The organism is Streptomyces sp. NPDC052042, from assembly GCF_044548345.1.
GTDB lineage: Bacteria > Actinomycetota > Actinomycetes > Streptomycetales > Streptomycetaceae > Streptomyces.
Window position 1 is genome coordinate 57,106 of sequence record NZ_JBIUBU010000027.1, and the last position, 13,832, is coordinate 70,937.

Annotated in this window: 6 protein-coding genes; all 6 read right to left on the bottom strand. The window is 75.2% G+C overall.

The window, feature by feature from the left end:
* Nucleotide 1: 1 nt before the first annotated feature.
* Nucleotides 2-1,873, bottom strand: a complete 1,872-nt coding sequence (locus ACIHCL_RS30960) for a hypothetical protein (RefSeq protein WP_399867157.1) — start codon at nt 1,871-1,873, stop codon at nt 2-4.
* On the bottom strand, nt 1,870-5,601 hold the full coding sequence (locus tag ACIHCL_RS30965) for a DUF5682 family protein (RefSeq protein WP_399867158.1): 3,732 nt from the start codon (nt 5,599-5,601) through the stop codon (nt 1,870-1,872). Before ACIHCL_RS30965 ends, ACIHCL_RS30960 begins: the two co-directional genes overlap by 4 nt.
* Entirely contained in the window at nt 5,598-6,752 is a 1,155-nt protein-coding gene (locus tag ACIHCL_RS30970) for an AAA family ATPase (protein ID WP_399867161.1), read from the bottom strand. Before ACIHCL_RS30970 ends, ACIHCL_RS30965 begins: the two co-directional genes overlap by 4 nt.
* A 152-nt stretch (nt 6,753-6,904) precedes the next feature.
* The gene (locus ACIHCL_RS30975) at nt 6,905-11,818 is read right to left on the bottom strand and encodes a DNA-binding protein (protein ID WP_399867162.1); all 4,914 of its coding nucleotides are present in this window, start codon (nt 11,816-11,818) and stop codon (nt 6,905-6,907) included.
* The gene (locus ACIHCL_RS30980) at nt 11,815-12,681 is read right to left on the bottom strand and encodes a DUF4132 domain-containing protein (RefSeq protein WP_399867165.1); all 867 of its coding nucleotides are present in this window, start codon (nt 12,679-12,681) and stop codon (nt 11,815-11,817) included. Before ACIHCL_RS30980 ends, ACIHCL_RS30975 begins: the two co-directional genes overlap by 4 nt.
* A 370-nt stretch (nt 12,682-13,051) precedes the next feature.
* Complete coding sequence (locus ACIHCL_RS30985; protein ID WP_399867167.1) at nt 13,052-13,819, bottom strand: thioesterase II family protein; 768 nt, start codon at nt 13,817-13,819, stop codon at nt 13,052-13,054.
* Nucleotides 13,820-13,832 lie beyond the last annotated feature (13 nt).

Sequence of the window (13,832 nt, forward strand, 5' to 3'; positions counted from 1 at the left end):
GTCACGACCAGGACGCGGCCACCAGCGAGCGTTCCGCAACCGCCAGGTGCACGGCCGAGGCGAGCCAGGCCCTCGCGTAGGCGTCGGCCGAGGGGTCTGTCAGGCGGCCGAAGGTGTCGCGGGGGCGGCGGCCCGCCTCCGTTGTCAACGCCTGGGCGAGGTGGGCCGCTCCGCCGAATTCCGCCCGGACCAGGCGAGCGGAGAGCGAGGCCGCATCCGCCCCGCGGCCCGCCTCGGCCACGGCACGGCGACCGCCCGCGACGGCCGTCTCCAGCAGGCGCCGGACACGCCACAGCGGTGCCTCCGCCAGCGGGTCGGGGCCTGCGGTGACCGGCCCGCAGGCCGCAGGTCCTGCCGACTCGCGGGGGAAATGCTCGCCCTGGAGCCGGTCGTAGCCCAGGTCGGCACGGCCCTTCCACGCGTCCGGCAGCCGCAGCGTGGCGGACGCCCCCGGCACCGGCCCGACCGCCAGCGGCCGGAGCGTCGCCGCCCGGTCCAGGTCGGGGCGGCCGAGCACACGCAGGGCGAGCCTCGGGTGTTCGGCGATCCGGCGCAGGTTGGCGGCGTGCGGCAGCTCCGGGTGGGGGTGTGCGGGGTGGAGCCGCAGCAGCGGTCCCTCACCGGCGACGCGGACGACGACAGAGTCGCCGGCCGCACCGATCACCTCGACGTCGCAGCCCAGCAGACTCGGCGCCGTACCGCCGGGCCCTCCCGCCTCGGGCGCGCCGTGGGCGAGCACGGCGGCCATCGCCTCCTGCACCGGTCGGGCGAAGAGGGCGGCGGCGGGTTCCTCGGACCAGTCCACCCCGCGCAGTGGCGTCGCGCTGACCCCCCGCCCTGCCCCGAGCCGCCCGTCCGCGGAGACGGTGGCGCCGACGATCCGCAGACCCCCGCGCGCCAACCCGGCGTGGTCGAGGACGGCACCGCCGAGCGCCACGGACGCGGACCCCGCGCCCTTCACGCGGGCGAGGCCACCGGGGCGCACGTCGGACACCGTGTAACCGGCGCCGTCCGAACCGACCAGGTGCGTGGTCACTCCGCCGTACCCCGTCGCGGACAGCACCGGCTCCCGGCACAGGCCGTACACCCGCAGGCTGCCGCCCTGTTCGTAGACCCGGCGCGCGGAGCCCGCCGCATCCGTGCCGGCCAGCCCGGAGGCGAGCAGGGCGGTGCCGGCCAACAGCTCACGGAAGGCTCCGGTGAGGTCGGCGAGACGTTGTCCCTCACTCCGCTCCCGCGCAGCCCTCAGGCTCCGTACGACTCGCAGCGCGTCCGCTTCGGCCCGCGGCAGCCCGGCCAGCCGCGCAGTGTGGGCGGCGCGGAGCAGCTCGGCCTGCACCACGGCGCCGCCCGCCGTGACGCCGGCGGACAGGGCCTCGGCGGCGGCGTCCCACAGCGCCGTGGCGGCAAGGACCTGCGCCGCGGTGAGGACGGCCGGCGAGACCGCCGTGGCCGCAACGTCGGCGGCGGGGGCCGTGGGTGCGGCCTCCGCAGGCCCCGCGCCCGTGTCGGAGGCTGTGCCCGAGCCTGCGGCCTTACCCGTACCCGAGTCGTCACCCCCGCCCGCGTCGCCCTCCCCATCGGCGATGGGTGCCGCGCCCAGCACCGCGGCCCGGTGCAGGCAGCGCGGGGCCAACAGGCAGGTGCACACGGCCTGTTCCGCATTCGTGACCGTGCCGGACGGGCCCGGGCGCAGTGTGACCGTGGCGTCCTCGCCGAAGTGGACCTCGACCGCCCCGTCGGCCGTGGCGGAGGGCTGGTCGGCGCAGCCCGAGATCGCCGCGTCGAGTTTCTTGCGCAGCCGTGCGCTGAGCCGCTCCACGGCGTCGGCGAGGACGTCGGGGGCGACGGGAGGCAGGAGTGCGGTGCTCAACGGTGTTCTCCACGGAGGCGGTCGCCCACCCAGCGGGCGAGTTCGAGCGGGCTGAGGGCGGCCACCGGCATACCGGCCGCGACGAGTTGGCGCGCTGTGGACACCGAGTAGCGCGGCGTGCCGGTGTCGTCGAGCGCCGCGCAGCCCAGCAGGTGGGCGCCGGAGGACGCCAGGGCACGCACCTCGCCCAGCAGCCCGCCGAGCGGTGCGCCCTCCTCGAAGTCGCTGACCACGACGACGAGCGTGCGGCTCGGCACGGTGATCAGCGAACGCGCGTGCGCGAGACCGGCCGCGATGTGTGTACCGCCGCCGACCCGGACCTCCAGCAGCAGCGACAGCGGATCCTCGACCCGGTCGGTCAGGTCGATCACCTGCGTGGAGAAGGCCAGGAAGTGCGTGGACAGGGTCGGAACCCCGCCGAGGACCGCGGCCGTCAGCGCCGACCAGATCACCGACGCCTCCATCGAGCCGGAGACATCGACGACGAGGACCAGGCGCCAGTCCGCCTCCTTGCTCGCCCGCGTGCTGAACAGCGGGCGCTCCGGTACGACGACGAGCCGGCCGTCCTCCGTCCGCCGGGTGTGGGCGAGATTGGCCCGCAGGGTACGGGCGAGGTCGAGGCGCCCGCCGGGCCGTCGGGTCGGGCGCGGGGTGGCCAGACCGGTGAGCGCCGGGCGCAGGCGGGTGGCCAGCTCGCGGGACAGCTCGTCGACGAGCCGCTTCACCAGCGGGCGCAGCCGGGCGAGTTGGGCCTCGGGCATGCCTCCGGCCAGGGACAGCACCGCACCGAGCAGCTCCACGGACGGGCGTACCGACGCCGGATCGAGCTGCGCGAGCACGTCGGTACGACCCGCGTCGGCGGCCTCCGCGAGGACCTCCTCGCGTACGTCGGTGCCGAAGAGGGCCTCCAGCTCCTGCGCCCACTCCCGCGCGGTGGGGAAGGACGGGTCCTGACCGCCGCCCTGACCTGGTGCGCCGCCGTCCAGGTCCTGGGCGCCTTCGCCGCGCCCGCGGCCGTAGAGCTCGTCCAGGGCGCGGGCGTAGCGGCGCGCGTCGCTGGTGAGCCGTTCCTTGTGGCGGCCGAGCAGCAGCCGCCAGCGGTCGGCACGGCCGAGCCGTCGGTCCGCGTCGTCCGCGGCGGCGCCGTCCGCTGCGGGTGGGGGTGCGGGGCAGGGTTTGTCGGCCGAGTCCGGCTCCGTTCCTGCGTCGGCATCCGCGCCCGGCAGGCCCAGGGCCTTCAGCGCCGCCGATCCTGCCGCGTCGGCGGCTGCCCACAGGGCGAGCAGCTCGGGCGGGGCGTCGAGTGACAGGTCGAGCCGGTCGCCGAGCCGTTCCGTCACGGTGGTGAGTAGCCTGTCGCGCGCGGCCGGGGTGAGCGTGTCGAAGCCGCCGCGCAGGGCCGGGAGCCGGTCGAGGAAGTCCTGGTCGGCCAGCGCGTCGACCCGGTCCATGAGCGCGGCGAGCGCGTCCGGCGACGCTTGGAGCAAGGGCCCGGCGGCTGTGAGCACCCCGGCAAGGCGCTTCGCAAGCGCCCGGCGCGTGTCCGGGGCCGTGGCCCCGTCGATCCAGCCGGCCGTACGCTCGCCCAGCCCGGCCGCGTCGTCCAGGTCGAGCAGCACGCGTACGGCCAGGGCCGCGCCTTGGACGAGCGGGGAGCCCTCGGCCGCCAGCTCGGCGAGCGCCCGGTCCAGTCGCAGGCCCAGATGGCGGGCGGCCGTCCGGTCCGCCAGCGCCACCAGCGCCCCGGCGTCGGCGCCGCTGTCGCTCCCGGCGAGGCCGGGCAGGGACCGGACCGCGGCCTCAAGGAGCTCCTCCGTGAGCGCGCCGGCCGTCGTGCGGGTGTCCTGCGTCGTGCCGGGGTAGTGGCCGCGCCGCAGTCCCTCCAACAGGTCCAGGGCCTGGAGGAGCTCGGGCAGGTCGGCGCTGTCGGGCAGCACGGCGGAGGCCTCGTACAGGCGGGCGTCGACCAGTTCGGGCAGGCGGCAGCGCGCGGCGGCGGTCAGCCCGGTGAGGATCTGGGCCGGGGTGGGGCCGCCCTCGGCGGCCTCGTGGCGCGCGGTCGCGGCGAGCGTGCCGGCGGCGGCCTGGGCCGCGGTCACTCCGCGCACGCCCGCGAGGTCGAGGCGCGCGGGCACGGACGGCGTCCACGTCAGACGCCACCTGGTGCCGAGCGCGGTGCCGTCGCCCGTGCTCGCCACGTCCAGGGGTTCGCCGTACGAGGCGCCGATCACCAGCAGCCGCTGGAGCAGCACTTCGCGGCGGCCGTCCAGCGGCGAACGGAGCGGGTCGAGGCGCAGGTCGCGGCGGTCGGGGTCGTCCGGTCGGGGCAGCCGCAGCTCCGCGAGCTCGGCCTCGACCGAGGGGCCGAGACCGGACCGGGGCGCGTGCGGGCTGATCCGGCCGCGTGCGGTGCCGACGAACACGGCCTCCAGCGCGCGGGCCAGGGCCCGGCCCCGGCCGAGGGGTTCGCCCTGCCCGAGGACAGTGGTGACGGCTTCCAGGAGTTCGCCGCGCCCCGGCGCGGGCAGTCCGCGCAGGGCGGCCAGGTCGCAGGCCAGGCGCAGCGTCTCGGCGGCCTCGCCGGTCCCCGCGGTGTGACCGCTTCGGCGCATCTCGCGGCACAGGCCGGTCACCGCGTCGGCAGCCGCCTCCCGGATCCGTTCCGGATCGCCGGCCGCGGTGAGCACCGCCTGCTGCCACAACGGGTCGCGGATTCCGGCCGGGTAGCCGGACCGGGAGTCGAGCAGGTCGAAGGAGTACGGCACGAGCGAGGTCACCGCCGAGCCCTCGGTCGCTGCGGCGCCGTCTCCCCCAGCCCTCGCCCAACCCCCTGCCGTATCCGTATCGGACCCCCGCGTACAGGGCCCCGCAGACGGGACGGCCGCCCGCCCCGTAGCACCGGAGACGCCCGCCGTCCCGACCCCGGCATCCGCCTCCGTGGACGCGAAGAGCGCGGGTGCGTGGAAGGCGCCGATCACGGCTGCCACCCGGCGCCCGTCCGCCGAGGCAGAGGCGATCACCTGCCGCATCCGTTCCTCCCGCGCCAGGTCGGCGGCGGGTACGACGGCGTCGGCGCGCAGGGCCCAGCCCACACCCAGTGCGGCTCGGCGCACCGCGTCCGGGGCACACCCCGGAGCCAGCACCTCCACCGCGCGGTCCCACAGGTCGTCACCGTCCCGGCCGGTCCCGGCGGCGGTGAGCGCCTCGGTGTACGAGCGCCGCACCCGCGCCGTCCCGTCGCCGGGAGCAGGGTCGGGACCGGCGTCCGGACCGGCGTCGAGCGCACCCGCGGCGCCCGAGGGCGCGTCGGCCTTTGGACGTACGGCCTCGCTCCCGTCCGGCTCGCGCACCGGCCCGAGCGCCCCCGCCGACCAGCGCGGGTCGCCGAGGGGGAGGTCGCAGCACACGACCTCCACCCCGCGGCTTCTGGCCCAGCGGACCGCGGCGAGCTCCGGTGAGAAGTCCGCGAACGGGTAGAACGAGAGCCGTCCCCCCTCGCCCGCCCCGGCCAGGGCGACCGGGGCGACGGTTTCGGGGTCCGCCAGATGTTCCAGCCAGGGCTGGAAGTCGGTCGGCAGCTCGACGCAGACCACCTCGGCCCGCGCCTCTTCCAGCAGGGCGGGTACCACCGCGGCCAGCGCCGGACTGTGGTGGCGTACTCCCAGCAGGTACGGCGCACGCGAGGCGGCCAGTGCGTCCACGGCCGTTCGTGGATCGACGGTCGTCAACGCAGGCTCCCGCGGAGGTCCCAGAGCCGGCGCCACATCGCCGAGCCGTTCTCGGCACGGCGGCGCACCGGACCGTCCCAGTAGCCCAGCAGCCGTGCGTGGTCGGCAGGGTCGTCCTTGCGGACCACGCCGAGCAGATGTCCCGGCAGCAGGTCGAGCACGTCCTCGCCGGCCAGGTAGGCGGCCGCGAGCCCCAGCGACGCCGCCACCTGGACGGCCTCGGCGGTGGACATGACCGTGCCCGGCCGCTCCACGTCCCAGCCCTCGGTGGAGCGGCCGGAGCGCAGGTCGCGGAAGACGGTGACGAGGGCGTCGAGGACGGCATCGTCGACGGCGAAGGCCGCGCCCGCCCGCTGCACGGCGGCGACGGCCTGGCTGCGTATCAGGGCCGCCTCGGCGTCGGCGTCGGCGATCGGGTCGACGGCCTCGAAGTTGAAACGGCGCTTCAGCGCGGCCGACATCTCGGAGACGCCCCGGTCGCGCAGGTTGGCGGTGGCGATGACGGTGAAGCCGGGGGCGGCGCGGACGACCGCGTCCTCGGTGCCGGTCAGCTCGGGTACGCTGATCCGCCGGTCCGACAGGATGGAGACGAGGGCGTCCTGAACCTCGGGCAGACAGCGGGTGATCTCCTCGACCCGCACCGCCCGTCCGGCCCGCATGGCGGCAAGAACGGGAGAGTCCACCAGGGCCTGCGGGGTGGGGCCCTGGGCGAGCAGCAGGGCGTAGTTCCAGCCGTAGCGGAACGCGTCCTCGGTGGTGCCCGCCGTGCCCTGCACGGTCAGGGCGCTGGTTCCGCTGACAGCGGCCGCGAGCAGCTCCGACAGCATCGACTTGGCCGTACCGGGCTCACCGGTGAGCAGCAGCCCGCGCTCTCCGGCGAGGGTGACCACACAGCGTTCGACCAGCGCGCGCTCGCCGACGAACTTCGGGGCGATCACCAGCTTCGACGGCAGACCGGCGCGGCGCCGGGGCAGGGCCAGCTCCACGCCGTCGCTGCCGCAGACGAACGTGACCACCGCGCGAGGGGTGAGCGCCCAGCCGGGCGGCCGCGGGCCGGGGTCCTGGGCGGCGAGGAAGGCGAGTTCGGCGGCGTGACGTTCCTCGGCCGGCTGGCCCTGCCGGACGGGTGCGGTCTGTTCGGTGACGGTCATGCGGGTTTCCTTCGTCATGGTTCGACAAGTGTGCGTACGGGGCGGGGGGCCGGCGCGGCGCACCCGGGGCGGGCGCGCCGCGCCGTGCTGACGACGGGCTGCCGGTCAGCGGCGGCTCAGGTGCCGTTCGGCGGCGGCACAGTGACGGTGCCTCAACGGCGACGCCTCGTGCGCCGCACCTTCAGCTCCTCGAAGCGCGGGAGGTCGCCGTCGAGGATCCGCTGCCAGGCCCGGGCGAACAGCTCCGTGACCGGTTCGGTCGGCACCAGTGCACCCAGCACCGGCCGGCCGCCCGTGGCCACCGCGTACATCGGCAGCTTCCACTGCTCGACGGGCAGGACGGGCGCCGACTGCTCCGCCCAGGCGCCCGGCAGGAACAGCGAGCGTCCCGCCCGGCTCCGCACGGCCGACACCACCAGGTCGGTCTCGGCCAGTTCGGCCCGAGCCGCCTTGAGACGGGCCGGCTTCCATCCCGTCCACCGCGCGGTGTTGCGGTCCGTCGGGTCGGGCATGGCCAGCAGCATCAGGTACAGCGTCGCCGCGTCGGCGGTCAGACCGCGTGCCTCGGCGACCTCGGCCACCCGCTCGGGTACCGAACGGGACGGATCCTGCGGCCACCACAGGCCCTCGTCGTCCGCCACGCCGGCCGCGGGCGCGCCCGGGTCGGCCAGCAGCCGTGCGAACGCCGGGTCGTGCGCCCTCCGCAGGGCCGTCTCGACCCCGGTCGGCTGCTGATCCACGCCGCGCAGCGCCACCAGGTACGGGTCAAAGCCGGTGGAGTCCAGCAGGGCGGGCCGTACGGCCGGCTGGGGCTGGCCGTCCTGCGTGGCCATGAGCACCGCGCCGTACCGCTCGTGGTCCGGTGCCGTCTCCGTCGGGGCGCCGGCCACCTTCCGGAAGTCCGCGAGGCTCGTGTAGTGCCCGGCGGAGAGCAGCAGTTCGGGTGCCTCAAGGCGCTGCCGCACGGCGGTCAGCGCACTCGGCAGCGCCGCCCGCACCGGATCGCCGGCGGGCAGCCGGTGGGCCAGCCAGGCCATCAGACTCATCGAGCCGACCAGCACCGCCGAGGTGAACGGCGCATCGGCGGGGGACGCCGTCGCCGGATGATCGCCCTCGATGCGCCACGGCACGTCGACGCCGAGCTCCGGCGACGACGCCGGTTCCAGCAGCGCCGGGAGCGCCCGGTGCACGGGCCAGTCGCTGCCCGTGGCGCGCGCAGCCTCCACCGCCAGCCAGTCGGGCACCTGCCGGCGCCGTCCTACCTTCTCATTCCACACGGCGACCGCCGACGCCACGTCCGGGCCCTCGCTCCACAGCCGTGCCGGGTCGTCGGGCAGGAGCGCCGCGAGTACCGCCCGGCGTACCTCGACCGGGAGCGCGCGCAGTTCGTCGCGGGCGTGTCCCGCCTCGGCCACCTTCAGCCCGAGCGCCTTGCGCAGCTCGGCCGGCAGGAAGTTGTTCTCCCAGCTGTCCACGTCGGGCATGCCCGCGAGAACGATCCGGGCCAGCGCCCGAGACACACCGGTGAGGCGGCTGAACTCGTCGGCGGCCTCCGGCAGGAAGGGCACCGCCTCACGGGACCGCGCCTCCCCGAGGAAGCCGGTCAGCCAGTCGGCGCCGCGCACCCGGTCGCCCACCGGCGCTTCACCGCTCACGGTGTAGGGGCCGGGCACCTCGAAACGGCCCATCGGATCGTGGAGCAGCGCGCCGAACTCCCACCCGTCGTCGACGCCGGAGTTGTGCTCGGTGATGCCGAGCACGGCACCGCCGCCCAGGGGCAGCACACTGCGGTGAGCGACGTTGCGCCGCTGGCCGTCCGGCGTGTCCAGGTGGGGCGTCGTCAGGCGGACCAGGACCCGGCGCCAGTGGCCGGCCGAGGCCGCCGTCGAGGCCAGCCCCAGCGCGTCCACCCGGCCGAGGACTTCGAGCAGGGCTGCCCGGTGTGCCGGGTCGCTGCCGGGCGCGACGGCCCGGTAGGCGATCGCGGCCGGCTCGTCCAGGAGCGAGACAAACGGCAGTCCCGAGTAGGGCAGTGACGGCAGATCGAAGTGCAGCCGGCCCGGCAGCGCCGTGGCGGCGGTGTCCGCGCACACGGACGCCAGAGACTCCAGGTATCGGTGGGTCACGTCGGTGTCCGCGCCGTAGCGGTAGTAGTCGGTACTGGCGATGCCGTGCAGCGCCTTGGCGAGCACGTGGTCGCTCGGTCCCTGGCTCCGGACCTCTGTGAGCTCGGCGGCGGGGTCGAGCCGTGCGGCCACGGCGTCCAGCGCCTTCTGCTGCCGCACCGCGAAGCGCAGCACCTTCACCACGCCGGCGATCAGCTCGGGTGCCGAGACCTGCGGCAGCGCGGCGCTCACCAGCTCGGGAAGGTCCGCCACGCGCTCCGCGAGCACGGCCGCCTTCAGCAGGACGCCGGCCGACTCCGCGTCGGCGCCCCGCAGCGCCGCCGACCCCTGCGGATCACGCGCGCGCAGCATGTACAGGTACGGCAGCGGCGGCAGGGCCTGAGCCGCGGTCCCGTACAGCTCGTCGCGGTGGTCGCACCGGGCCGACGTCGTGACCAGGCCCTCCGGGTCGCTGAGCGACAGCTCGCGCCACTGCTGGGTCAGTGCCCGCGGCCGGTCGTCGCCGGGGAAGGTCAGCGCGGCGACCGGCCTGCCCGCGCCCTTCGGAAGGGTGACGACCCGTCCGGTGGTGTCCTCTCCGTGGTGGCCGCCGTCGGGCAGCCGCACGACACGCCAGCCGAGGAGCCCGTCCGCGGACGTCCCCTGGGCCGAACCCGGCACCGTCGGGGCGGGCCGCAGCCAGCACGAGCCGGCCGCCAACTCGGCCCCGGCGGCATGCCGCAGCAGCGCGTCGGCGAGGAAACCGGGCTGTGAGCGCCGGCCGTACGCGCCGCCCACGGGGTCGTACTCGAGCCAGCCGCCCTTGTCCTCCCCGTCCCTGTCCTGCCACACCCAGTACGACGTGCCGTCGAACAGCAGCGCGCGCTCCGCGGGCAGCTTCGTGTCGCCGCTGTGGAGGACCCCGCCGCCGGTGGTGCGGCCGCCGCCGGGCAGCTGCAGGCTGAGGTGATCCGAACGCATGGTCCAGGAGTCGGCGCCGGCGAGAGCGAACACCGTGTCGGGCGCGGCGTGCCAGTAGCCCTGTGGCTCGCCGCGACCGTACGTGCTCCAGAACACCAGCAGCGCACCGTCCACGTAGTGGAAGCCCGTCCGCCACACGGACGTGGTGGGCACCCGCAGATCGTGCACGAGAACGGTGGAGTCGGCGTCGATGACGCGCACCTGCGTCGCGTTGGCCACGATCAGATACGGCCATGCCTCGACGACCGTCAGACCCTCGGTGGTGTGGCGCCCCGGTGCCAGCTCCGTCAGCGCCTTCTCCCATGCCGGCCAGCGCAGTTCCTCCCACAGACCGCCCCGAAGCGTGCGCGCCACGGCCTCGCCGAGATCGGCACCGGCCGCGGCCGCGACCTCCTGGGGCGCGAGCACGAGAGCCTCGGAGGGCAGCCACGAAAGTCGCTCGATCGCGTTCGGCAGTCCGGGCAGCCCGGCCGCCACCGACGAGGCGGCCACCTCGCGCATCCACTCGGTGAGCATCGGACGGCCGCCGGGCGAGGCGGCCAGCCTCCGCATCACGTCGGCACCGGAGGACGCGCTGTTGTAGCTGTTCGCCCCGCGCCCGAAGGCGGGCCGGAAGCGCGGGTCGGCTGCCAGCGCGACCAGGTCCCGCGGCTCCTCGCCGCGCGCCCAGTCCGACAGGTTCAGGGCGTTGCCGCGCTGGTGGTGGGCGGACTTCTCCTCGGGGTCGGCGACCGAGATCTCCAGCGACAGCAGGAGGTCCAGCAGGTTCACGTCCTCGACACCGATCCTCAGGAACCGCTCGCCCTCGGGCCGTGCCGCCAGATCGGCACGCAGCCGGGCGGCCGCCCGCTCGACCAGCTCCAGCAGGGCGGGCGGCGTCGGGCGCGGCCCCCAACCGCGATGCCGGGCACTGTGGAAGCGCTCCAGCCAGCCCGCCGCGCCGTCGGAGCACTGCTCCTCCTGCGGCAGGTCGGCGACCGCGAGACCGGCGTCGGCCCCCGACTCCGCCAGGATTCCCAGCCACAGCTCGGTCATCTCCCCGCTGTCCCCGGGCGGGGTCATCGACAGCAGCGTGCCCCGCACGGACGGAACGCGCCGGGCCAGCGCGACCAGCGCGCCGCGGTGCGACTTCCACCAACCGGCGGCCGCCCGCAAGGTGGCCGGCAGCGGAAGGAGGTCGGCGAGGTAGTCCTGCTCCGCCCCGCTGCCGGACAGGGCCGCGGCGCGGGCGAGCCGCCTCAGCTCCACCGCGGCCTGGGCGGAAGGCGCAAGACCGCCGGCGGTCCGGCGCACGCACAGCCGCCGGAACCTCTCGTACGCCTCGACGGGCGCCAGACGGGCCGACAGGTCCTTGCCGTAACCGGTCAGTACCTTCACCGGCAGCGCACCGGCCAGGGCGAACTCCAGGAACACGGCGTCGAGGCGGTCCTCGTCGACCGTCAGCCCGTGCTGCGCCTCGCTCGTGCGGGCACGGCCGAACAGCTGACCGGCGTACGTGCTGTTCTCGACGCCGAGGAAGACCCGCGCGGCCTGCTCGTAGAAGACGGGCAGGAAGTGCGGGACGGCCGAGGCGAGCCGCCCGGCCAGCTCGTGGCAGGCGTCCAGGGCGGCCTTGGGCTTGGTCCTGGCCTGCCGGGCCAGCCGGTCCAGCTCCGGCACGACCGCCAGGGCGTGGTGCCCGTCCTGGGGGTGGTGGACCAGCACCCACTCGGGAAAGCCGAGTTCCTGGCGCCGACCGAGACCGACCACGGCCGGCTCGCCCTGCGGCTCGAGTCCGAGGAAGCCGGCGGCGAGGTCCTCGGCGGGGCCCAGTTCGGCCGCGGCCAGCCGCACGACGACCCGATCCTCGCCTATCGCCACGTGGCGATAGGCCCGCGCGGTCAGCTCAATCGCTGAAGGGCCCGCACCCCGCGCGTCGGCCGGGAGGACCGCGCCTGCCGCGAGCAGCTCCTTGTTGTCGTTCTCAACCGTCCCGGTCACGCGTTCGCACCCTCTTCGATCGTGCGGCCGGCGTACAGCGCAGCGGCCATGCGCATCCCCTCGGACCAGGCCACCGGCCCGACCTCGGTCAGCCGCACCGCGCGGCCGTCCTCGTCGTGCCAGCTCAGCCCGCCGGTCTCCGACTCCCCGTCCCAGTACGGCTCGCCGATCCACACCGACGCCTCCGTGCTGCGGCCCCCATCACGCACCTTGCACGTGGCGTAGCCACCGGACACCCGGTAGCCGAGGCCCGTGGCGCGCGCCGCGAGACCGAACCGCGAGGCGAACTTCGCGCCCGCGTAGTCCCGTACCTCCGTCGCCGTCTCCGGACGCCCGGCATCCGGCCCGCCCGGCCTGGCCCAGGTCGCCCGGTGGATCTGCTCCACTTTCTGGGTGATGCCGAGGTCGGCCGCGAAGTCCCGTACGTCCTCCAGGTCCGGCAGGAGCACGGGGTGGGGAAGCGTCACCACGCGCGGCGACAGCCGCACGGTCTCACCGTCGAGGTCGACCACCTTGAGCTCCCCGTTGCCGGTGACGTCCCGCAGGAAGCCGACCTCGTCCGGATCGTCGCCCACGACGGCCATGTCACGCAGCGCCGCCTGCCACGCCTCATCCGGCCACACCCGCGCGATCAGCTCGGTCGGAACCGGAAGCGACGACACCATCCAGGCATCCACTTGAGCCACGCACGACGCCGAGTGCCGGTCCAGCCACTCGGCCAGCTGCCTCAGCCGGTCGACCTCGGGACTGTCGCGCAACGCCTTCGGCAGCGCCTTCAACTGCCGCCCCCCGACGCGCCGTGCGACCACGCTCCCGTCCTCGAGGGTGATCTCGTACCCCTCACCCGCTGCCAGCCACGCCATCAGCCGTGCCCCTCCGCCTGTCCATCAGATGTCAGCGCAGCCTGGACCAAGGGCCACGAAACCCCTGAACTGCGATGTGAGGGGAGACTAACGAGGGCCACTGACAACGCAGGTTGGTCCGCGGTGCCCTCGCGACGGCCTGGCAGGGATCTCGGTGCTGCCGGGACGGTAGGCGCCGCGGCCGAGGGCGGGAGGTGCTGCGGCCGACGGAACCTCAGCAGGGCGCTGCCTGACGTGAGCAGCGGTGCCTTCGTACGGCGTGCCGGATTCCCGGCACGCTACGTCGAGGCTGCACTCCAGCCCCTTGGTGAAACCCGCAGGTCGGACAGCAAAATCCTGCTGGAGTACTGGTCCGGGATATGACGTGCTGTCATGTCGCGATGGCGCTGCGGAGCCGGTCCGCCATGGCCTCGATGACCTCGGCGTGGTCGCGCACCAGGTAGAAGTGGCCCGGGGAGAACACCCGCAGGTCGAAGGGGCCTTCGGTGTGCTCTGCCCAGGCGGCGGCCTCGGCGACGGTCACCTTCGGGTCCTCGGTGCCGACCATGGCCAGCACGGGGCAGCGCAGCCGCTCCCCCGGCTCTGGCACATAGGTCTCCGCGGCCCGGTAGTCGGCCCGGATGGCCGGGAGGACCATCCGCAGCACCTCCTCGTCGCCGAGCAGCCGGGTGTCGGTGCCGCTGAGGCTCTTCACCTCCTCGATCAGGCCGTCGTCGTCGCGCAGGTGCACGGTCTCGTGGCGGTACGCGGAGGGCGCGCGGCGGCCGGAGGCGAACAGGGCCGCCGCCACGATGCCCTTCTCCCGCTCGAAGCGGCGGGCGACCTCGTAGGCGACGGAGGCGCCCATGCTGTGCCCGAAGAAGGCCAGCGGCCGATCCGCCCAGGGCAGCAGGGCGGTGAAGACCTGGTCGGCGAGTTCGGGGACGCTGTCGATCAGGGGTTCGGCGTGCCGGTCCTGCCGGCCCGGGTACTGGACGCACAGCACCTCGGCGAAGTCCGGCATGGCTCGGGCCACAGGCAGGTAGAAGCTGGCGGAGCCACCGGCGTGCGGCAGGCAGACCAGCCGGACGGAGCTGTCGGGCCTCGGCTGGAACCGGCGTATCCACAGGCTGCTTTCGGTGGTGGTCGGGGTGTTCATGGAGCGGTCGTGT